Origin of the sequence: Gluconobacter vitians, assembly GCF_015244565.1 — a bacterium.
Classification (GTDB): domain Bacteria; phylum Pseudomonadota; class Alphaproteobacteria; order Acetobacterales; family Acetobacteraceae; genus Gluconobacter; species Gluconobacter vitians.
Map to the genome: position 1 here is coordinate 72,162 of NZ_JABCQG010000012.1, position 20,764 is coordinate 92,925.

Sequence of the window (20,764 nt, forward strand, 5' to 3'; positions counted from 1 at the left end):
CCTTATTCCCGGCGCAGGATGCTGTCGTTTACGAAGGATGCTAGCTTCCCGGCCTTGAAATCGGCCCGCAGACGGTCCTCATCATACTCGTCCCGGACCCAGTCCAGAAACGGCAGACGCCCTTCGGCTTCCTTCTGATAGCGCAGGAAAAATGCGTCCAGAATGCCCGTGCGCGAGCGGTTGAAATGCCCGAAGCGCCAGTGCAGCTGCCTCAGCGCATCCTGCGCCGTGCCGCCTTCAAACATCAGCACCAGCCCCGACGCCAGCCCGGCCCGGTCCGCGCCGGACTTGCAGTGCATGAGCATGGGGAAGGCGAGTGTCTGGTACATGTCGTAAAAGCGCAGGATGCGGTCCCGGTGCGGCGCCCCCCGGCTCTCGAAAGCCATGTCCAGATGCGTCAGGCCCAGCTTGGCGCTGGCACCCCGCGACAGCGCATCTGAGCCGCATTTACGATGCCCGCGCAGGTTCACGAGCGTCTTCAGATGCAGGCGTCGTGTCAGGCTGCGCAGACGTGCAGGCGTGGGATGGTTGCAGCGCCAGACCTTGCCCGGCACGACGGGGGCGAGATTGGTCCAGCCCACCCGGAAGATGGAGTGGTCCACGAAGAGACTGTCCCACCAGGCGCGGCGCCGCGCGGCGGGAGACGTGATCCGGCCTTCGAACATGGTGAATGCATCCTTGCTGGACATGCCGCTCGGGAGGGGCGGGCGACGGGAAGAACGCGCTGTGTCCCATCCCGCAAAGGGATGCGTCAACCGCCGAAAAGTGCTATATTGCGTCTCATGCGCTTCGTTTCCCCTTTCCTCATGCTCTCGTTTCTCGCCACGGCGGGATGCGGGTCCATGTTCAGCGGGCCTGCGCCAGACATGGTCGCCCTCCCGCCACCAGGTGCTGCGCCCGGTCACCATTCTCACAGCAGCAGCAGTCACCACCATCAGGGCAGTGGCGTATCCTATGCCGATGATGCGCCTGTGATGGCCATGCCCCCCGGCGCGGAAAGCCCCACATCGCCTTCGCATGATACGGCCAGCGGCCCGTCCATGGGTGGCATGTCCTTCGGTGGCCAGGGTGGTTCTGCGGACATTACACCGCACCCGGCAACGCCCGATACGGAAGTGTCTTACGGGAAAAACAACACGCCTGACTGACCGGCAGTCCATCAGCGTCTCTTCATGATTGCGTAACTATTGGCGTGGTAGGGAATCTGTCCTGAACACGCGCCAAATCCACGCTCTGGAGACCCTGACTATGACTGAGCAGGTCAAGGCAGATATTGCCGAACGACTGCTTTTTCTTGGCATCGGCGCCGCTGAGAAAGCCCATCTGGCCAGAATCCGTCCGCAGGCGCTGCGGGTTCTGGGTTCTGCACTCGACCGCTTTTATGGCCGCATTCTCCAGACGCCGGCCCTGAACAGGTTCTTTGCCAACGAGCAGCATCGCAGCGGTGCCCGGAGCCAGCAGGAAAAGCACTGGCGCCGCATTCTTGATGGCGATTTTGGTGCCGATTATGTCGAGAGCACTCGCGCCATCGGCAATACCCATGCCCGCATCGGTCTCAAGCCGCAGTGGTATGTCGGCGGCTATGCGCTCCTGATCGAGGGCATGGTAACGGATCTGCTCCGTCAGTACTGGCCGGAACCGCGTCGCAGTTTTATGGACCGCCTTCTGCGACGCCCGGCTCAGGGAACCTCTGCCGAGGAGGCTGCCTCGCAGATCGGCCTGCTCATCCGCTGTGGCCTTCTGGACATGGAGCTGGGTCTTGAGACCTATACCCAGAACCTGGACGTGCGCGAGCGGTCACGGGCGGAGGGTGAGCGGATCCAGAGTCTCGCTGCGCTTTCGGATGCACTGGCCGAGGCACTGGATCGCATGGCGGGCGGCGACCTGGTTCAACAGATTGATCCAGCGCTGGAAAATGGCTCAACCCGCATGAGCGCCGCCTTCCACCGTGCCTGTGAAGGGCTTGGCCAGATTGTCCATGCCGTGCGGGAAACGTCAGGGGTTGTGGAACAACGCGCGCGCGAAATCAGCGGCTCGACAGAGGATATCACCTGCCGTATCGCCGAACAGGTCGATGCGCTGGCAGCCGTGGCGCGCAACATCACGGAGTTGACGTCCTCGGTCAAGGAAGTCGCTGACGAGGCCCGTCAGGCCGATACAACGGTGGCCGACTGCTGTCAGGAGACCGAGCAGGGCCGTGATATTGTCGGCAAGACGGTTGAGGCCATGGCCAAGATCTCGTCGTCGTCCAACCGGATCGTCCAGATCATCGGCGTGATCGACGAGATCGCGTTCCAGACCAATCTTCTGGCGCTCAATGCCGGTGTTGAAGCAGCCCATGCCGGCGATGCGGGACGTGGATTTGCGGTTGTCGCTCAGGAAATCCGGGCTCTGGCCCAGCGGTCTGCCACGGCCGCCAAGGAAATCAAGTCGCTGATCGCCAGCAGCATGGAAGACGTGCAGCGCGGCGTGCAGATGGTCGACGAAACCGGAACGGCACTGGGGAATATCAGCACTTCTGTGGAGCGTCTTGGAACGGCCGTGGGGCAGATTGCTTCGGGAGCCGAGGCGCAGGCGAAACGCATCATGGACATCAATGCCAGCACAACGCAGCTTGAGTGCGTGACCAAGAGCAATGCATCGATCGTTCATCAGACCAGCAGCGCAAGCCAAAAACTGGTCGGAGATGCCGGCGAACTGACCCGGGTCGTGCGGAACTTCAAGGTCCGTAAAAGACCGTCACGGTCGTCGCAGCGGATTGCGCCGCTACCCGCTCAGAGAACGCCTTCTCCGACCGGGGCCGCGGAAACGGTCTGATTTCTTCGAAAGATCAGCCTTCGATCTGACGGGCTTCCTCGGGCAGCATGATCGGAATACCGTCCCGGATCGGGAAGGCGAGCTTCGCCCGGGGGCTGATAAGCTCCTGGGTGTCGCGGTCATAGGTCAGCGGGCCTTTGGTGACCGGACAGACCAGAAGAGACAGGAGGCGGGGGTCGAGTTCTGTGTTCATGACTAATCCATGCCTCTCTCAAGCAGATCCAGCAAGAGCCCGGCACGCTCATCGAGCGTCATGGCTTCCAGAAGAGACTGTTTTTCCACCGGCGTGAACGGGACAAGCATTGGCAGGACGACCAGCAGCGTCTCATCATCCATATCCTCGATCAGCGGCCAGCTTGCCTGAAGGTCGCGTGAGTCGAGATAGGTTTTCAGACCTTCCAGCAGCAGGTCACGGTTGATCGGCAGCGGATCTTCTTCAACGAGATCGGCGGCAAATGGTGTCGCGTCGATGACGCCCTCCCGCCAGCCGCGATCCGTCTGGCTCTCGCGGATCAGGCGGAAGCGGGAAATGCCGAGGAGGGTGACAGTAAACGTCCCATCCACATTTTCAGCGAATTCCGTAATGCGGCCCAGCGTTCCGGTCCGGTAGAGCAGGGAATGCTCGTCCGTGTCCGGGTCCATGAGGGGCTGGATTACGCCGATCATCCTGCGTCCTGCCAGTACGTCCTCAAGGAGCGCCACATAAGGCGCCTCAAAGACCATCAGGGGCAGATGCCCGCCTGGCAGAAGCAGTGCCCCTGATAGCGGAAACAGACCAACGCGTGGCGGAATATCCGCAAGCGTGAGTTCCGTCAGCGGTGGAGCGCGGCGAGGCAACTCGTTGGACAGAAAGTCGGGCGATTCAGTCATCGGCTCACGAAAACAGAAGGGAGGAGAGTTTGCGTCGTGCGGTCAGCGTATCAGGATCCGTATGTCCCCATGCTTCGAAAAAGCGCAGAAGCTCCGTTTTGGCCGCACCATCATTCCAGTTGCGGTCCCTGCGGAGGATGTCCAGCAGGGTGTCGGCCGCTTCCGCCCGCTGGCCTGCGCCATTGAGCGCGGCCGCCAGTTTGAGGCGCAGATCGAAATCGTCGGGTGCAGCCGCGCTCTGCTGACGCAGCGTGTCGAGTTCGGACGCGGCTTTTTCGCCCTCGGTATAGAGTGCCAGCGCAGCACGGGCCCCGGTGATCTCGGGATGGGCGTCCAGTTTCGTCGGGACCTGGGCAGAGGCATCCGCAGCCGCTTCCGGCTCCTTCAGGGCTATGAGCGCGCGGATCATGCCGCCCCAGGCTTCCGGACTTTCAGGCTCGGCTTCCAGAAGCTGCGAGAAGAGGCCAGCCGCCTGATCCGCGTGTCCGTCGGATAGCGCCTGACGGGCAGCCGACAGGATTTCGGTGGCAGGCATGACGTCACCGGCGAGCTTGAGAAGCGACTCCACAAACCGGCGGATTTCGCTTTCCGGCTGGGCACCCTGGAAAAGATCGAGCACCTGACCTTTCCAGAAGGCCACCACGACGGGAATGGACTGAAGCGGCAGACCCAGCTGTCCAAGCTGTGCGGCGAGGGCCTTGTTGGCCTCCACGTCCACCTTGACGAGCCGGACGCGGCCCCCGGCGGCACGAACGACCTTTTCAAGAACGGGGGTGAGCTGCTTGCACGGGCCGCACCACGGCGCCCAGAAATCGACCAGAACCGGGATTGTCCGGCTGGCTTCCACGACGTCTGCCATGAAGCTGGACTGATCGGCGTCAATGATCGTGGCGGTTCCATTGGCAGGCGCGCCTGCGGGGGATTGGCCAATCAGGTGTTCGTCGAATGTGCTGCTCATGGGGTCAGAACCGTTCGCTGGGAAGAAAAGTTACCTGAAAGATCGGGTGCACAGGAGCCGTGTGCAAGTCCGTAAGCTGTCACCATGGTTATGGAACAGGATATTGCGCTGGAAATGAAAAATCCCTCTTGCGCGATGGCTCTGATTCGGTCATAAGCCCCTCCACGGAGTGCGGGCGTAGCTCAGGGGTAGAGCACAACCTTGCCAAGGTTGGGGTCGTGGGTTCGAATCCCATCGCCCGCTCCATCGAAAAAGGCACCTTCGGGTGCCTTTTTTCGTTTCCGGTATTTTTTCGAACAGGTCTTGGACGTCCCGTCTGAACTGTGACGCCGCTACGGCATTTTCCCCTCTTGCACGCCGCTCAGGATTCGGTCATAAGCCGTCCCACGGAGTGCGGGCGTAGCTCAGGGGTAGAGCACAACCTTGCCAAGGTTGGGGTCGTGGGTTCGAATCCCATCGCCCGCTCCAGTGACATTTCCAGAATACTGAAAATCATGGGTCAGCCTTTTTAGGAAGGCTTTCTGCTGCCCGGGAATCTGCGCCGGCTGCATGTCCAGGCACGGATCGTCATATGGATTGTGTTGAATGCCCCGCTATCGGGCGGCCATCTTGTCCGTGCAATTTCCTGCAGTGACTTCAGACACATCATGATCCGGTGACGGCGCTCAGCCTGTTTGTGCCGCGCGTTGTAGTCCGGGACTCCGTCAGCAAACGGCGGGTTGGACCGCTGCACTGGGAATGTCCGGGAAGCTGCGTGTGAGGCAGTGCTTCCCGGATAACGTTGTAACTCAGAAGAACTGGATGTGGCTCTTGAAGCCGAGCATCGCAGCGTCCTTGAGGGATTTCTGCGCGCCGGGGCGGAAGAAGTACTGGAAGTCCGGTGCGAAGGTAATGCCGCGAAGCACATGGATGCGGTAGGTCGCTTCAAGCACTTCGCCAAATGTCTGCGGCGTCAGGGACCCGGCCATGAGGGGCAGTCCGTACATGGCCTGCAGACGTTCCGTGGCCGTGGCATTCTTGGAAACGCGCACATAGGTGAAGTTGATACCGATCGTATCCAGCGGGCGGGATGCCCAGAATCCGCTGTCGATCAGACCTGCGGAATACTGCTGTGCCCTGAGCTGGGTGCGGGGGCTGTTGGCATACATGCCGCCCAGCAGGATCAGGCCTGCATCAGCATTGCCCTTGACGCGATGGCGCCAGACCATCTGGTCCGCCAGGGCCCAGGCCGACCATGAATAGTTCAGGGTGCGGGCGGGGTTTCCGGTCAGAACATAGGGCTGTCCGTTTGCGTCGTAATAGTTGTCCTTGTGGGGCGCGTTGTCGATCGCATAGCCGACCTTGTAATGGCCGGGCAGCTTGTCTTTGCCGAACAGCGGCTCCCAGCCGGCTTCCATCGGGATGGCTTCGCCGTGGATGTCCGCGCCGTTGAACTTGAAGCCCGTACGGTACTGCACGTTGTTGTAAATACCCGCCTGCGAGAAATAGACGCCGGTCTGGATATAGGTGCTGGTGGTCGGACGTGTCCGCACGCGGAAGGCCCAGCTGGCATCCGGATAGGACGAATGGGTGATGTTGTCGGAAGACGCTTTGGGGTTTCCGCAGAACGCGTTGTTCTGGAAGGTGCAGTAGAGCGGGCTGGCCGAGAAATCGTTCAGCAGCGGAATACGGCCGCCCGCCAGGTCCACACGGCCCTTGGCAATGGTCTCTTCCGCATAGGCGTAAACGAGATGGACGACCACATTGCCGCCGGCACCGTAGATTTCGGAGCTCGGGTTGAGGTTGTCACCAAACATGCGGCTGGCGGGGATGCCGTACCGGCCGACGACAAGCGCATGGGTCGAGAAGCCGCGCACATTGGCGAGCTTTTCCCAGTCGATGTCGTTCTCAAGGCTGTACTGGCCGGCATTGCTGCTGCCCTGACGCAGGCCATAGCCCGGGGTCGGGCTGGTGATGGCGCCCGAAAATTCGTTGGTCGTATCCATCATGATGGCCACGCCACGATCCCGCAGCCAGGTGTTCCAGCCGAACGGATCGGTCAGGATGGCTTCCGGATGCGGTAGGGGCGGGACCCATTCATTGCCGAAATAGATCTGGTTCAGCGGCGTGTTGACGCGCTCGCTGGGGAGTTCGGAGTTTTCGGAAGGCCAGACAACCGACGTGCTGGCCTGCTGCGGGGCCGTGACCTGGATCTGGGTGATCTTCTTGTCAGGGCTGTAGCTCTGGGCTGTTGAGGGCGCCAGGCTCACACTGGAGCCCGTGCCGGAGGTCGAGGAGGACTGTGCGGTGCCGTTCTGGGCCGTGGTGCTTGTGGCTCCAAGGCTCTGGGCAATTGCGCAGGACGGAAGAAACGTGACCAGGCAGAGAGCTGCGTGGATATGGACTCGAGACAAGCCGCTGATTCCTTGGAAAGCAGGTTAGCATCGCCGCGATAACACACATTTACCGGTAAAGATCATAAAATAATGTTACTTGTATCATTATAGATCACAAATAGATGTGATAATGAACAAAAAAGCCCCTGTCTTCCGAAGGAGACAGGGGCTTTAGACGGAAAAAACCGTCGATTACTTGGCGGCGTCGCGCGCTGCCATGATGACTTCGCCTGCTGCGGCCTTGTCGGCCCAGCCCGTCACCTTGACCCACTTGTTGGGCTCGAGATCCTTGTAACGCTCGAAGAAATGCGTGATCGCCTTCTTCGTGATCTCCGGCAGGTCGTCCACGGAATGCACGTTGGTGAACTGCGGATGCACCTTGTCGTGCGGGACGCAGATGATCTTCTCGTCCTGTCCGCTCTCGTCTTCCATCTTCAGCATGCCGATCGGACGGGCACGGATCACGGAGCCCGGCACAACGGCGGCAGGCGTCAGGACAAGGGCGTCGGCCGGATCGCCATCGGCGGCCAGCGTGCCCGGAATGAAGCCGTAAGCGGCCGGATAGGCCATCGGCGTGAAGAGGAAACGGTCAACGATGAGCGCACCGCTGTCCTTGTCCACTTCGTACTTCACCTGCGAACCCTGCGGGATTTCGATGACGACATTGATGTCGTTGGGCAGGTCCTTGCCGGGCGAGATCTTGGAAACGTCCATGATGTTCATGTCCTGAACTGTTTGGAGAGGCGGGGATATTACCGGCGCCCGTGGCCTCTGCCCAGAGTGGAAAGGGGAGAAGTCCGGCCCGGTCGTATGAAGTGGGCATAAAAAAACTCCCCATACCGTCCGGCATGGGGAGCTTTCGAAGATCCGGTCCCTGCGAAAGGGGTTCAGAGCATCGGCTGTGCGGCCTTGACGGCGGCATGACAGGCGGCGCGGCGGTCGTCTTCGTTCGTGTAGGCCACGAGGTAGTAGCGCTTGCCGTTGCTGTCGAAATAACCGGCGGAACCAAGGGCGTAGTCGAAGTTGCCGACTGTCTGCTCGGTTGCCTTGTACTTCTCGCTCAGTCCGTAAAGGACGGGATTGCCCTCGTCATAGGACACGTACTGCTGCTCGACGCAGTAGTTCATGATGCCGGCAAGGTTGGTGGGCGACACGCCCGTGAAGTCCTTGCCGGGCGTACCCTGGACGGCCGGCGGAGGCGGGGGGGACTGTTCCTGTGCCATGGCAGCCTGGGAAGCCAGACCCAGCCCGAGGGCGAGGCCGAGGACGGGCACGATACGACGAAACATCACGGTATCCTTAGTTCTGAAACCCTGTCGTCCGCGGTCACCCGCGGCTGAAACCGAAACATTCCCCCGTTTTCCGCAAAAGGGAAGTGTGTTTCAGAACATTTCTTCGTGATCAGTTCGTGAGAATTGTGTCAGGCCGGACTCAGCCTGTGGATTCCAGTTCGGCCGGGCTGACCGAAGGATCGAAATACGGGCTGCTGGCATCAAAGAAAACGCGGTTTGTGTCCAGTTCGGTGGCGATGACGTCCAGACTGGTCAGCGCTGCGATCAGGACGAAACGCTCGCGGGGGCGGGATTCGGCACGCTCGCAGGTCCGCAGGCGGAGAATCGCGAGTTTCGTGGCCCGGAGTGTCCGGCCGTAATGCCCGTGATAGCGCCCGCTGAAATGGCTCATTCGCCCCATGACAAGCGCGAGCGCCTGCCGTGCATCGGCGCTCAGACGGGTGTCACGCTGGATAGCCTGAAGGCGCAGGAGGTTGAGCATGACACGCATCCCCGACAGGATGCCGGTGAGATAGGCCTGGATGACAGGTGAGGGTGTCGAACCGGAATTGGTCATGAGGCGGACGAAGCGGTCCACGTTGCGCGAAACCACGCTGTCCACCGTTTCCTGCGCGTGGCCATCGGCAATGCGGTGCAGATCCCGCAGGATATGTTCGCGCATGGTCCAGCGCTGATGGGCGGGATCATAAGGCAGGAAAACGCGGTACATCCATGAGGCGTAGAGCAGGCCCAGCACCAGCGGCAGGGCGGTATTGAAATAGACGATTTCGTCTGTCTTTGCCTGATTGGATGGGCCGACGAGGATGGGCAGGAACAGGTTGTAGGAGACGGCCGGAAGGGTCAGCGGCGGATAGGCAAAGGCCAGACCACCGAGCATCATCGCCAGTCCGGACCACATGCCGAGCATCTCGAATGTCGTGGATTTGCCCATCAGGGCCAGGTTGAGCACGCCAGCTGCGATAACCGCACAGCAGGCGCCGCGCAGGAAGGCCTGTGTGGCGAGTGCCGGGCGCTCCAGCGTGGAGAACAGGCTGCACACGATGCAGACGAACATGATGAAGGTCAGTCCGCTGGGCCAGGCGGTGCAGATCCAGATCAGGCCCGCGCCAAAGACCGTAACGGAGGAGCGCAGGCTGTTGGTGATGGCCTGCTGCCAGTCGCGATAGGAGCGGATTGGCGAATGGAAATGGTCATGGGGCTGCGGATGGCGGCTGGCCTCGAACTGGGTCAGGGCCATGCGGAGTGCATCAATCAGTTCGACGAGAGCCTGCTGAAGCATGCCGTGGCGCAGAACGGCCGCGCGCGCCGTATCGTCCGGCTGGGCGGTGCTGAAATCCGAGACGACCTTCTGGCGGCACTGACGGCGCAGGGCCAGCAGATCCGACAGGATATTGTCCATGGGTTCCGTCCCCTCCAGCCGGGCCGGGAGTTTCAGGAAAATATCGCGGATGGCATCGGCTTCCTGTCGGAACATGTCGTCCTGACTGAGGGGTAGGCGCATGAGCGTGGCGAGATCGAGCGCGCGGGCAAGAAGCACCGCGATGTCCGCCAGCGCCGCGCGGGCGTGGTCACCGGCATGGTCGCGGCGGCCGAGTTCGACTTCCGCGAATTCCACCTGATCGCCGAGCGTCGTGATCTGGGTGAAGATGGCCTGCACGTTCTGCATCGCCCCTTCCTTGCCGATGAGGATGCCGGCAATAGCGGTCAGGGCGGGCTTGAGCGTATCCTCGAACGTGCTGGCGAGCTGGTGGCGCGTACGTTTGGTCAGGCCAAGCTGGAACAGGCCGGAAATCGACGCTTCCAGCACGATGCCAAGAAGGATGTAGGTGGCGCGTGACATCGCGATGGCGAAGATGTGGTGCGGGTCCGCAATGCCGTCGAGCGAGACGATGGCGTAGGTAAAGCCCGAGGCGCGCATGCCATGGATGCGGTAATTTGTCATCGACGCCGGACCGGGCATGAACGTGCCGATCATGCAGAACGTGCCAATCCCGACCGCCAGCAGGAGGATGAACATCAGCGGCGCCTGCGGGAAGGCCGCGACCAGCGCAATGCCGCTGATGACGCCGACGATCATGCCGAACAGGTGCCATTTGGCCTTCGCAAGGCTGCGTCCGCGCGTGCCCTGCGCCACCATCCAGACGGTTAGCGCGGCCCATTGCGGGCTGCCGAGTTCCATCCACAGCGCGATGCCAAGGGCCAGGAGGGACGTGCAGGTGGTGCGGAGCGCATATCCGGCCATGACCGGATCGGGGGCATAGAGCCATCGCAGTTTGCGAATGAGTGCGACCGGCCCGGTCTGTATCATGCCAGATGACAACCGCTTGGTCTCTGTGCGGTATTTGCAGGCATCGGACATCCCTTCGGGCAATACAGACCAGTGAGGCCATCTCGCAACGGCAGCAAAGGTCGCCTGAACGGCCTTTCGGGAACGGGAAGGCGTGACACACTAACTTAAAAAGACACATTCCACCATGTCGGCCCTTGCAAAAAGACCCGAGTTGGGCGATTTCGGACTGCACCCGCGCGCCTGTAGCTCAATTGGTTAGAGCCGGCCGCTCATAACGGCTTGGTTGGGGGTTCGAGTCCCTCCGGGCGCACGGTGTGCCGACCTGATTCATGCGGAATTCCTGTTCCGCTTCTTCCCCGCCCATCCACCGATCGAGGAGACCTCCCATGGCCGCCTACCAGTACGTCTATGTCATGAAGGACCTTACCAAGGCCTATCCGGGTGGGCGTGAAGTCTTCAAGGGCATCACCCTGTCCTTCCTGCCGGGTGTGAAGATCGGTGTCCTTGGTGTGAACGGCGCGGGTAAGTCCACGCTGCTCAAGATCATGGCCGGCATCGAGAAGGAATATGGCGGTGAAGCCTGGGCTGCCGAAGGTGCGCGCATCGGCTATCTGGAGCAGGAGCCGAAGCTCGACGAGAGCCTGACAGTCGGCGAGAACGTCGCCCAAGGCTTCGGTGAGCTGAAGAAGGCCGTGGACCGCTTCAACGAGATCTCGATGAAGTTCGCCGAGCCGATGTCCGATGACGAGATGACGGCGCTTCTGGCCGAGCAGGCTGATCTTCAGGAGAAGATCGATGCAGGCGACGGCTGGGAGCTGGACCGCAAGCTCGAAATCGCGCTCGACGCCCTGCGCTGCCCGTCCGCCGACAGCCCGGTGACGAATCTTTCGGGTGGTGAGAAGCGCCGCGTGGCCCTGTGCCGCCTGCTGCTCGAAAAGCCCGACATCCTGCTGCTCGATGAGCCGACCAACCATCTCGACGCCGAGAGCGTGAGCTGGCTCGAAAAGACGCTGCGTGACTATGCAGGCACCGTCATGGTCATCACCCATGACCGTTACTTCCTCGACAACGTCACCAACTGGATCCTCGAAATCGAGCGTGGCCGCGGCTATCCGTTCGAAGGCAACTACTCGTCCTGGCTGACCCAGAAGCGCAAGCGCCTGGCCCAGGAAGAGAAGGAAGAAAGCTCCCGCCAGCGTGCCCTGGCCGCCGAGCAGGAGTGGATTTCCAGCTCGCCCAAGGCCCGTCAGGCCAAGAGCAAGGCCCGTATCACGAAGTATGAGGAAATGCTGGCCGCCAATGCCGAGAAGGCTGGCGGCACGGCAGACATCGTCATCACGCCGGGCCCGCGTCTGGGTGGTACGGTCATCGAGGCCGAGAACCTCACGAAGGGCTTCGGCGATCGTCTGCTGATCGACAATCTCAGCTTCAAGCTGCCGCCGGGCGGCATCGTGGGTGTGATCGGGCCGAACGGTGCGGGCAAGTCCACGCTGTTCAAAATGATTACCGGCGACGACAAGCCCGACAGCGGATCGCTCAAGATCGGCGAGACGGTGAAGCTGGGTTACGTGGACCAGTCCCGCAATACGCTCGATGACAACAAGACGGTCTGGGAAGAAATTTCCGGCGGTACGGACGTCATCCAGCTTGGCAAGCGCACGGTTCCGTCGCGGGCCTATGTGGGCGCGTTCAACTTCAAGGGCTCCGACCAGCAGAAGCGCGTGGGCGTCCTGTCCGGTGGTGAGCGTAACCGCGTCCATCTGGCCAAGATGCTCAAGCAGGACAGCAATGTCATCCTGCTTGACGAACCGACCAACGATCTTGACGTCGATACGCTGCGTGCCCTCGAAGACGCTCTGGCGGAATTCGCAGGCTGCGCCGTGATCATCACCCATGACCGCTGGTTCCTCGACCGTCTGGCCACGCATATCCTCGCTTTCGAGGGCGACAGCCATGTCGAGTGGTTCGAAGGCAACTTCCAGGACTACGAAGCGGACAAGCGTCGCCGTCTGGGCCCGGATGCGACCGAGCCCGGCCGTATCAAGTATCGCCCGCTGGCCCGCTGATCCGGCGTTTTACCCTCGGTGGGCGGGATATCCCGTTCGCTGGGGGTCTATGCTGAAGGCCCGGGGAGAGCTGCGTGCTGGGGCGTGAAATCCGTACCGCCCGGCTTGTTCTGACTCCGGTCAACTGGCCGGACCTCGAAGACATGGTGGCGCTCAAGGGCAATGCCGGAGCGTTCGCGCGGATGCTGGGCGGTGTCCGTAACCGCACCACGACCGAACAGGAAATGGCGGAGGACGTCAGTTTCTGGGCCAGACGTGGTGTCGGGATTTTTGCCATCCGCGAAAACGGCCGCTTCGTCGGCATTACGGGCGTGCATGAACGCCCCGATGGACGCGGTCTCGGACTGCGCTTTTCCATTTTCCCGTGGGCCGCCGGTCGAGGTATTGCCCGCGAAGCCGCCGCAGCCGCTTTGCGCTATGTGCTCGATAGTGGCGAGAAGCGGATTGTTGCCGTCACACGGGAAGACAATCTGGCCTCCCGCACGGTTCTGGGCAGTCTGGGACTGCGCCACACCACCACCTTCGATCGCGATGGTGACACGATGTTCCTCTACGAAATCACGGCGGACTGACGCGACTCTGGTTCTTGCGGGGCCGCAGGACATGCAGGGACGGGAAGCCTTCGACCGGCATGTACATGGTCGCCAGCCTCTCCTTGATACAGGCGAAGAACGGCCGGACGGTGAGGGACGTGGGATCAGTCTCCGGCGTGTAGACGATCAGCGGCGGAGGGTCTGTCAGCAGCTTCTGGCACAGATCATGAGGATAGCCCGGGACCGGATGCCGGGCATAAACCGCATCCCAGGGCAGATACTCGTAATAGCCGTATGGGGGACGCCGGTCCGCCATCCAGTAGAACTCCGGCATGTATGGCAGCATCAGGATGGGTTGTCCGGGTGGGACAAGGGATCGGACCTTGAGGCTGATGGCATCGTCAATCGGCTGATAGATCGTGTAGGGCGGTTTGTGCGTGCTTTCGTGATAGGTCCAGTTGAAAGGGGTATTGGTCGCAAGATGGCTGCTGCCCCAGAACACCAGAACCATCCCGATAGCGCCAGCCAGAGCGCTGCGTGACAGCATCCGGCTGCTGTCTGCCTGTCGTTCAGGACATCCCCCGAGAGCCAATCCTGCAAGCGCGAAGGCCATAATGAGGGTCTGGCCATCCTTGAAACCGGCCGCAGCCCGGGCATTGAGGAGGAGGATGCCCGCAAATCCGATCAGGATGGCCATCCGGTTTCGGTTAGGGCGCCTGTACAGCAGCATCGGGAGCGATGCGGCGAGGATGAGATGGGCGAGGGTGGGATAGAACTCTTCCCCCCGAAATGAGGGCACGAGAGACACCAGAAAAGTTTTGGGTCCGAAGTGGATGAACGGAGCGTAGGCGATCTGGTTGAAGAGGATATGGAAGACCACGAAGCTTCCGAAATCCGAATAGCGCCAGAACCAGAGGCCAAGCAGCAGAACGGTGAGGACGGCGCCTCCCGCAAACGCCTTGATAGCCCTGCCTCCCTGCTCCCGTGCGAGAAGCCAGAGAGCCGGTATCACGATCAGAAACATGCCCGGACCATAGGCATAGGCGCAGCCCAGGATCAGGATCAGGCACATGCCTGCAAGTGCCGAGGAAAGAACTGAGGGCGTTTTTCCAAACCATACAGGCACCACGAACAGCGCCAGCAGGCAGACCGCCAGAAACCCGGCCACCGGGTAAAAACTGATCATGTAAAAGGCGTCCATCAGCCAGTAGGACGCGACCCCTCCGATGAAAACCGTGCTGGCGAGAACACGGTGACGGACGTCGGACAGGGCGGATGTTACGCTGAGGCAGGTTGCTGCCATGAGGGCCAGTGCAGGCAGGAACAGCCTTGCGCCCTGCGGAAAATGCCAGCCGAACAGGGCACCATAGAGTTGGGACAGCATGAAGATGACCGGCCCGTGCGAGTCCACATACGAGACGTAGAGCCGGCCCCCCTCATTCAGCATCCGCCCGCCCAGCAGATGCTCGCCCTCATCGCAGAATGACAGAAACCACAGGCCTTTCCGGCAGGCCCATCCGAAGAACGTCAGACAGGACAGAACGAAGGCCAACAGGATAACGACCTGAAAACCGAAACCGGATACAAAAACGGACGGCTTCCGCAGGGAAAGCCGTCCGTTTCGGGACATCACGGTTTCAGAAACCGTGTCTTACTGGTGGTGGGTCAGCTGACGCTCGAGGGCGGCGTTCAGCGCATCGACGTCGCCGTTATGGCGGGCCAGATAGGAGCTGTAATCGCCACGCTGGTTCATGCGCAGGCTGGCCCCTTCGCCATACATGTCCACGACCTTGGGCGGGTTGCCCCCGATGATCAACTGCATGTTGACTTCCGGCTGGCCCGGACGGTCGATCAGCGCGTTGACGCGCTCGCCTTCCGGCGTCGAGGTCGTCGTCGTGACGCGGAAGCTCACGCCCTGATAGTTGCCGATCTGGTCCGTGATGGTGTTGACCAGCACCTGATCGAACAGGGAAATGTACTTGTCACGCTGGGCCGGGGTGGCGGTGCGCCAGTACTTGCCGAGGCAGTAGCGGCCGATCCCGGTGATATCGACGTTCTCCTTGAGCAGGGGGAGAACCTCTTTCTTCTTTTCGTCCAGCGATTTGCCCGAATTGACAACGGTCGCCAGACGGCCGCCGAAGGAGTTCACGAAATCCGTCGCCGTGCTGGCGTGAGCGGCCCCCGTTGCGACGGCGAGGGAGACGACGGCACCAAGAACAGTGCGGCGCGAAAATACGTTGAACATGTCGTTGTCCTCAGTTGTACCAGTCAGGGGTGGTTGCGCGATCATCGCCCTTGATGGTGTCGATCTGGCTCTGACGGTTCTGCTGCCATGCACTCCGGATATAGGAGTACGGGTCCAGACTGTCCTGTTCAAGATGGTCAATCTGGTCGATGGAGCTGGCATAGCCTTCCATGGTCCCGGCCACGTTGTAAGCCCAGTTGAAGGTTAGCAGATCATAGCCGCGGGGCACATAGTTGATCGGCGTCAGGCCCTGGCTGATGCCATAGCCAATGCCGTCGCGGATGTTGGTCGGACCAACGAACGGGACGAACAGGTAAGGGCCGCTCTTCACGCCCCAGGTGCCCAGCGTCAGGCCCGGATCGGTTTCATGCTGCTTGTAGCCGACAAGGCTTGCCACATCGAAGAAACCGGCCACGCCCGCACTCATGTTGATCGCAAAGCGCATGAAGGCGTCTCCGGCGCGACGCGGCTTGCCCGCGCCGACATCAGAGAAGAACACTGAAGGCTCGCGCCAGGTTTCATTCACATTTGCAATGGAATGACGGACAGGCTTGGGAATGGCCCAGATCCAGGCCTTTCCGACCGGACGCAGGACCTTGTGATAGGCCCACATCTGGACGTTGTACATCTTGCGGTTGGCGGGTTCGTAAGGATCATTCGCGGCCTTGTAATCCGCAAGGTCGTCCGGATCTTTCGGAGGCGGATTCCGCAGCGAGCCACAGGCGCCGAGCGTCAGCAGGGCGAGCGCACCCGCAAGAGCCCTGCTGCGCCGCGACATACGACGCGAGCGCGTCCCCCGGATACTGTTTTCGTCCTGCCGAAAGTCCATAACCATCCTCAAAATGCCCTTCCCGGCCCTGCGCTCACGAAGAAGTCACAGGAAAACGGAAATTTTCATAATCCGTTCCCTGCAGGACTCCATGAAACCCGATCGGCCACGCGCCATCCGTCGCGGAAAACTGCGGAGGGACGTAGTCATAACGTATCCTCCGTTAGCCTGCATCCCTGTATGTCTGCAAATGCTGGCGGTTTGAAGAGGAGAACTGCTTTAGCGATCCAGATGCGTTCCGGTCGCTTTCTGCGCTTTGACCCCTGCGGTTTCTTGGGAGCACTGTGGCTTCAACTCAACACCCGGGAGTTTTTCAATGTCCAGATTCTTTGGCCCCAAGACCGCACTTCTCGTAACGGTTGCTGCGCTCTCCGTCAGCACAGGAGTGGCACAGGCCCGTCCCACTGTTGCAAGCCAGCCCTGGGGGAGCACGCCCGATGGCAAACCCGTCCGGATCGTGACGCTCAAAAACGGTCTCGGCACGACCGCCCGTGTCATCACCTATGGCGGCATCATTCAGTCGGTTGAGACCCCGGATCGTGCGGGCCATCCGCAGGACATCGTGCTCGGTTTTGATAACCTGAAGGGCTACACGGTCGATAGCGCGAAGGGCGGCCTGTTCTTCGGTGCCATCATCGGCCGCTATGCCAACCGTCTCGCCGGCGGCAACTTCCCCGTCGAAGGCAAGACCTACCATACGGATGTGACGGCTCCGCCGAATGCGCTGCATGGCGGCAGGAAGGGCTTCGACAAGAACGTCTGGACGATCGAAAAGACCGGCACCAACGCCAAGGGGGCGTATTTGACGCTTAAACTGGTTAGCCCGGACGGCGATCAGGGCTTCCCCGGCAAGCTGACGACCCATGTGACCTACACGCTTGGCACGGACAACGCCCTGTCGCTGCATTATGTCGCTACGACCGATGCGCCGACGGTTCTGAACCTGACGAATCACAGCTACTGGAACCTGAACGGCGAAGGCTCGGGCTCCATCGAGCCGGAAGTGCTTCAGATCAATGCGGATGGCTTCACGCCAACCGACGCCACGTCCATCCCGACCGGCCAGATCGCGCCTGTTGCCGGCACGCCGCTCGACTTCAGCAAGCCGACCGTCATCGGGGACCGTCTGCGCAGCAATGATCCGCAGATGATGTATGCCCGCGGCTATGACATGAACTGGGTCGTCAACGGGCCTTATGGTCAGGCACCGCGTCTGGCCGGCAAGATCTATGATCCGCGTTCGGGCCGGACCATGGAGATCCTGACGAACCAGCCGGGGCTTCAGGTCTATACGTCCAACTCGCTGGATGGCGGTTATGCCGGTGTGTCCGGTCATGCCTATCGTCAGGGCGATGCGATCGCCTTCGAGGCCGAGCACTATCCCGACAGCCCGAACCACCCGTCTTTCCCGACGACCGAGCTGAAGCCGGGCCAGACCTTCGATTACACGACGACGTTCAAATTCTCGAACCAGTAAAAAGCGGTTGGGTCCGGGGTGAAAGCTCCGGACCGGCTTTAAGTCGCTTCAGGCCGGCCGGGGCGTGGTACCCACGATCCTGGCCGGGTTGCCGACGGCGGTGGAATAGGCGGGCACATCTTCCAGCACCACCGAGGCGGCCCCGATCCGGGCATATTCACCGATAATGAGGCGGCCGAGGATCTTGGCGCCTGATCCGATCATGGCACCCCGGCGCACGATGGGATGACGGTTGCCGGTCAGTTTGCCCGTGCCTCCGAGCGTGACATCCTGAAACAGCGCAACGTCATCTTCGACGATGCTGGTCTCACCAATCACGATTCCGGTTCCATGATCGATGCTCAGTCGGCGACCGAGCCGGGCTGCGGGGTGGATGTCGATGGCGAAGAGTTCGTTGATCCGGCTCTGGAAATGATGGGCCAGATGCTGACGGCCCTTTGTCCAGAGGTGATGCGAAATCCGGTAGGCCTGAAGCGCCTGCCATCCCTTGAAGAACAGGAAGGGCGTGACAAGGTCCGGGCAGGCCGGGTCGCGGTCATAGGTCGCCAGAATGTCGGAGGCCGCCGTTTCCGCAATTTCGGGCTCCGCACTCAGGACCGAGGCGACGAGACGGGTGATCGTCGTCGCCGGGATGGAGCGGTCCGCCAGTTTCGTGCCCAGCAGGGAGGCCAGTGCGGACGGAAAGTCCGGATGATCGCCGATATTTGTGGAAAAGACATCCTGGATCAGCGGGTCATGGCAACTGCACGCCTGGGACTGCATGTCCTTCCAGAAGGCAGTAAGATCCGACGTTCTGTCCGGAACAGGGGCCTGTTCGGGCGCTCCCGTCATACGCCCATGGCCTTTCGCACAAAGGCCCGGCGCAGGGCAGGGAAGCGCTGGACGCCCGCGATGCCGATATCGCGCAGGCGGCGCAGAACGGGATTGTCATTGCCGAACAGGCGCTCGAGCGCATCCGTTGCGGCGAGCATGGCCATGTTGCCGGGGCGGGTGTTGCGCTGATAGCGGACCAGAAGCTCGCGGCTGCCCATATCCCTGCGGTTCCGGTGGGCCTCGATCAGCAGGTCTGCAAGAGAAATCACGTCCCGGAAACCGATATTCAGGCCTTGCCCTGCGATCGGATGGATGCCGTGTGCGGCGTCACCGGCGAGTGCCAGACGCGGGCCGATATAGCTTTGGGCGTACTGCGCCGAGAGCGGATAAATCCAGCGACGGCCGACGGGCGTGATTTCGCCCAGATCCTCGTTCGCCATACGGGCCTTGATCTCGCGCCCGAAGATTTCGTCCGGCAGGTCATGGAAACGCTGGGCGCGGCCTTCACCTTCGGTCCAGACAATGGCGGAGCGATGCGGGTGCTCGGCCGTGCCGGGCATGGGCAGGCGGGCGAACGGACCTTCCGGCAGGAAATATTCGAGCGCCACGCCATGATGCGGCTTTTCATGCGCGATGGTCGCGACGATGCCGTACTCGTTATAGGGAATCTTGGTCAGCCCGATCCGTGCCTGACGACGCAGCGGGGAGCGGCGTCCTTCCGCCGCCACGGCCAGCTTGGCTGTCACGGTCTTTCCGGAGGCCAGACGGATGGAGACATGATCCGGATGGAACGTGAAGCTCCCCAGATCCGGGGCATGGACATCGAGGCTGTCATACTGCGTCAGCGTCCGGTTGATTGCCAGACGCAGGTCCCGCGCCTCGACCATCCAGCCGAAGCTCTGGCCTTCGGGGGCGTCTTCCGGGCCGAAATGCAGCGTCAGCGGGGAGGGGGCCTCATGCGGGCGTCCGTCCGCCACGAGGATCTCATGGATCGGCTGGGCAACGCTGGTCAGATTGTCCCAGATTCCGGCATCCGCCAGCATCCGGCGGGAGCCTTCCGCGATGGCATAGGCCCGGCCATCCAGTGCGGGGTCTTCCATGCCTGGCAGGGCATTGCGGTCGATGAGCAGGACGCGCACGCCCTCTGCCGCCAGACGACACGCCAGCGTAGCGCCCACCGGGCCGGCACCGTTGATGCAGAGGTCGTAATGGGTTTTTTTCATCGTACTCATCTCCCTGCCCCTGTCCTACTCCTGCGGCGGTTTGAGCGGAAGGGGGCGGCGCGCGTTACCCCCCGGAGCGTGCCAGCCGCATCTGCATCAGCAGCAGGGCGGCCTGCTGGAATGACCGGTTCGGGTGGTCCTGGCAGTATTGACGGAAAAAATTCTGATCTTCCCTGATGCGTTCCGGTGTCAGGGAAAACGTCATGACCGATTTGCCGTCCTCGTACCGGGCGGCATTCACGGCTGTGACCAGACCAAGATACCACTGGTAGAACAGGACACTCTCCGATGTTTCGGAAGCCGCCATGGCCTTTGTGAATTTTTCACAGGGATTGCAGCCAATGCCGTAAGCCATCGGTTTCGGAAGCGCAGGAGGGCCGTTTTCGTCTACGACCAGCTTCCCGTTTTCATCCAGATCATAGCGTTCGCCGTTATCGCCTATGACGATCGCGTTCAGCCTGTGGCTGATCTGAACCATTTTGAGCATCTGGTACTCGTCTGGATATTTGTAGGTGATGTTGCCACCGCACCAGAAGAACCGCGTCCCCTGCGGTGTCTCTTCAGGTTTGGGATGGGCCAGCCACTCGGCATCACAGGTCGGGTACTTCCGTGGATCTCCCGAGGGGGCGAAGCAGAGTTCGTCATCACGCTGGATGACGTCAAACCATTCTTCCAGCGTCAGGCTGCGGCCCGGACGTCCTGTCCAGATGGGGTCCCGGGTAATACTGAGATCATAACCCATGAATGCTCCTGAAATCCGCAAACTATAGCGCTAAAGAAAGGCGGCGGGATGCACGGTTTTCAAAGTCAATCGTGATGCCGAAAGCGCCTGCGCCGGGAAAATTTCACCCAGGCTGCCATTGCTGTGCTTCACTGTCATCCTGCGGGAGAGACTTTTCTTCCGGTAATTTCGCATGACGGACGGATGGCAGGGAACAATTCATTCCCCCTGATGTTCTGTCCTGCGTCATCATGA

General features: G+C 61.3%; 19 protein-coding genes and 3 tRNA genes. 8 read left to right on the plus strand and 14 right to left on the minus strand.

Going from position 1 to position 20,764, the window contains the following annotated elements; genetic code table 11:
• Positions 1-2 precede the first annotated feature (2 nt).
• The gene (locus HKD24_RS10280; protein ID WP_194260242.1) at positions 3-665 is read right to left on the minus strand and encodes a protein-tyrosine phosphatase family protein; all 663 of its coding nucleotides are present in this window, start codon (positions 663-665) and stop codon (positions 3-5) included.
• 177 nt (positions 666-842) lie between these two features.
• Here HKD24_RS10280 and HKD24_RS10285 point away from each other — a divergent pair, with 177 nt between their 5' ends.
• Positions 843-1,148: a hypothetical protein gene (locus HKD24_RS10285; RefSeq protein WP_228124317.1), complete on the plus strand. Its 306-nt coding sequence runs from the start codon at positions 843-845 to the stop codon at positions 1,146-1,148.
• A gap of 100 nt (positions 1,149-1,248) precedes the next feature.
• Complete coding sequence (locus HKD24_RS10290) at positions 1,249-2,817, plus strand: globin-coupled sensor protein (protein ID WP_194260214.1); 1,569 nt, start codon at positions 1,249-1,251, stop codon at positions 2,815-2,817.
• 13 nt (positions 2,818-2,830) lie between these two features.
• Here HKD24_RS10290 and HKD24_RS10295 read toward each other — a convergent pair whose 3' ends face one another.
• From HKD24_RS10295 to HKD24_RS10305, 3 genes are read right to left on the minus strand one after another with little or no spacing between them, the layout of a single operon-like run.
• Positions 2,831-3,010: a Trm112 family protein gene (locus HKD24_RS10295; RefSeq protein ID WP_194260215.1), complete on the minus strand. Its 180-nt coding sequence runs from the start codon at positions 3,008-3,010 to the stop codon at positions 2,831-2,833.
• A 2-nt stretch (positions 3,011-3,012) separates the two neighbouring features.
• Complete coding sequence (locus HKD24_RS10300; RefSeq protein WP_194260216.1) at positions 3,013-3,687, minus strand: LON peptidase substrate-binding domain-containing protein; 675 nt, start codon at positions 3,685-3,687, stop codon at positions 3,013-3,015.
• Positions 3,688-3,691: 4 nt separating this feature from the next.
• Positions 3,692-4,645 carry a thioredoxin family protein gene (locus HKD24_RS10305; protein ID WP_194260217.1) on the minus strand — a complete coding sequence of 318 codons (954 nt, stop codon included), beginning with the start codon at positions 4,643-4,645 and terminating at the stop codon, positions 3,692-3,694.
• A 171-nt stretch (positions 4,646-4,816) separates the two neighbouring features.
• Between HKD24_RS10305 and HKD24_RS10310 the strand changes: the two genes are divergently transcribed.
• Both HKD24_RS10310 and HKD24_RS10315 read left to right on the plus strand, forming a co-directional pair.
• Positions 4,817-4,891 (plus strand) — tRNA-Gly (locus tag HKD24_RS10310).
• 147 nt (positions 4,892-5,038) lie between these two features.
• Positions 5,039-5,113: transfer RNA gene (locus HKD24_RS10315), tRNA-Gly, on the plus strand.
• 320 nt (positions 5,114-5,433) lie between these two features.
• Here the strand turns inward: HKD24_RS10315 and HKD24_RS10320 are convergent.
• From HKD24_RS10320 to HKD24_RS10335, 4 genes are all read right to left on the minus strand, one after another.
• Entirely contained in the window at positions 5,434-6,846 is a 1,413-nt protein-coding gene (locus tag HKD24_RS10320) for a carbohydrate porin (protein WP_407646368.1), read from the minus strand.
• Positions 6,847-7,212: 366 nt separating this feature from the next.
• Complete coding sequence (ppa, locus tag HKD24_RS10325; RefSeq protein ID WP_062511500.1) at positions 7,213-7,734, minus strand: inorganic diphosphatase; 522 nt, start codon at positions 7,732-7,734, stop codon at positions 7,213-7,215.
• Positions 7,735-7,907: 173 nt separating this feature from the next.
• Positions 7,908-8,309, minus strand: coding sequence for an alcohol dehydrogenase subunit III (gene adhS / locus HKD24_RS10330; protein WP_062511206.1), 402 nt, complete (start codon positions 8,307-8,309; stop codon positions 7,908-7,910).
• A gap of 142 nt (positions 8,310-8,451) precedes the next feature.
• Entirely contained in the window at positions 8,452-10,620 is a 2,169-nt protein-coding gene (locus tag HKD24_RS10335) for an FUSC family protein (RefSeq protein ID WP_194260219.1), read from the minus strand.
• A 218-nt stretch (positions 10,621-10,838) separates the two neighbouring features.
• Here HKD24_RS10335 and HKD24_RS10340 point away from each other — a divergent pair.
• From HKD24_RS10340 to HKD24_RS10350, 3 genes are all read left to right on the plus strand, one after another.
• Positions 10,839-10,912: transfer RNA gene (locus HKD24_RS10340), tRNA-Ile, on the plus strand.
• A gap of 76 nt (positions 10,913-10,988) precedes the next feature.
• The gene (ettA, locus tag HKD24_RS10345; RefSeq protein ID WP_194260220.1) at positions 10,989-12,668 is read left to right on the plus strand and encodes an energy-dependent translational throttle protein EttA; all 1,680 of its coding nucleotides are present in this window, start codon (positions 10,989-10,991) and stop codon (positions 12,666-12,668) included.
• A 74-nt stretch (positions 12,669-12,742) separates the two neighbouring features.
• Complete coding sequence (locus HKD24_RS10350) at positions 12,743-13,240, plus strand: GNAT family N-acetyltransferase (RefSeq protein ID WP_194260221.1); 498 nt, start codon at positions 12,743-12,745, stop codon at positions 13,238-13,240.
• On the opposite strand, the gene HKD24_RS10355 is transcribed toward HKD24_RS10350, so the two are convergent.
• From HKD24_RS10355 to HKD24_RS10365, 3 genes are read right to left on the minus strand one after another with little or no spacing between them, the layout of a single operon-like run.
• Positions 13,227-14,831, minus strand: coding sequence for a hypothetical protein (locus HKD24_RS10355; RefSeq protein ID WP_194260222.1), 1,605 nt, complete (start codon positions 14,829-14,831; stop codon positions 13,227-13,229). The genes HKD24_RS10350 and HKD24_RS10355 overlap by 14 nt on opposite strands.
• Before the next feature lie 21 nt (positions 14,832-14,852).
• Positions 14,853-15,446: an MlaC/ttg2D family ABC transporter substrate-binding protein gene (locus HKD24_RS10360; RefSeq protein ID WP_062511216.1), complete on the minus strand. Its 594-nt coding sequence runs from the start codon at positions 15,444-15,446 to the stop codon at positions 14,853-14,855.
• Between the two features lie 10 nt (positions 15,447-15,456).
• On the minus strand, positions 15,457-16,275 hold the full coding sequence (locus HKD24_RS10365; RefSeq protein ID WP_194260223.1) for an MlaA family lipoprotein: 819 nt from the start codon (positions 16,273-16,275) through the stop codon (positions 15,457-15,459).
• 316 nt (positions 16,276-16,591) lie between these two features.
• Between HKD24_RS10365 and HKD24_RS10370 the strand changes: the two genes are divergently transcribed.
• Positions 16,592-17,752 carry an aldose epimerase family protein gene (locus HKD24_RS10370; RefSeq protein WP_194260224.1) on the plus strand — a complete coding sequence of 387 codons (1,161 nt, stop codon included), beginning with the start codon at positions 16,592-16,594 and terminating at the stop codon, positions 17,750-17,752.
• Between the two features lie 48 nt (positions 17,753-17,800).
• Here the strand turns inward: HKD24_RS10370 and cysE are convergent, their stop codons facing one another.
• From cysE to HKD24_RS10385, 3 genes are read right to left on the minus strand one after another with little or no spacing between them, the layout of a single operon-like run.
• Positions 17,801-18,583, minus strand: a complete 783-nt coding sequence (gene cysE / locus HKD24_RS10375) for a serine O-acetyltransferase (protein WP_194260225.1) — start codon at positions 18,581-18,583, stop codon at positions 17,801-17,803.
• Positions 18,580-19,797 (minus strand): UbiH/UbiF/VisC/COQ6 family ubiquinone biosynthesis hydroxylase, encoded by a 1,218-nt coding sequence (locus HKD24_RS10380; RefSeq protein ID WP_194260226.1) that lies wholly within the window; start codon positions 19,795-19,797, stop codon positions 18,580-18,582. The genes cysE and HKD24_RS10380 overlap by 4 nt, the downstream gene beginning before the upstream one ends.
• 55 nt (positions 19,798-19,852) lie before the next feature.
• On the minus strand, positions 19,853-20,530 hold the full coding sequence (locus HKD24_RS10385; protein WP_194260227.1) for a hypothetical protein: 678 nt from the start codon (positions 20,528-20,530) through the stop codon (positions 19,853-19,855).
• Positions 20,531-20,764 lie beyond the last annotated feature (234 nt).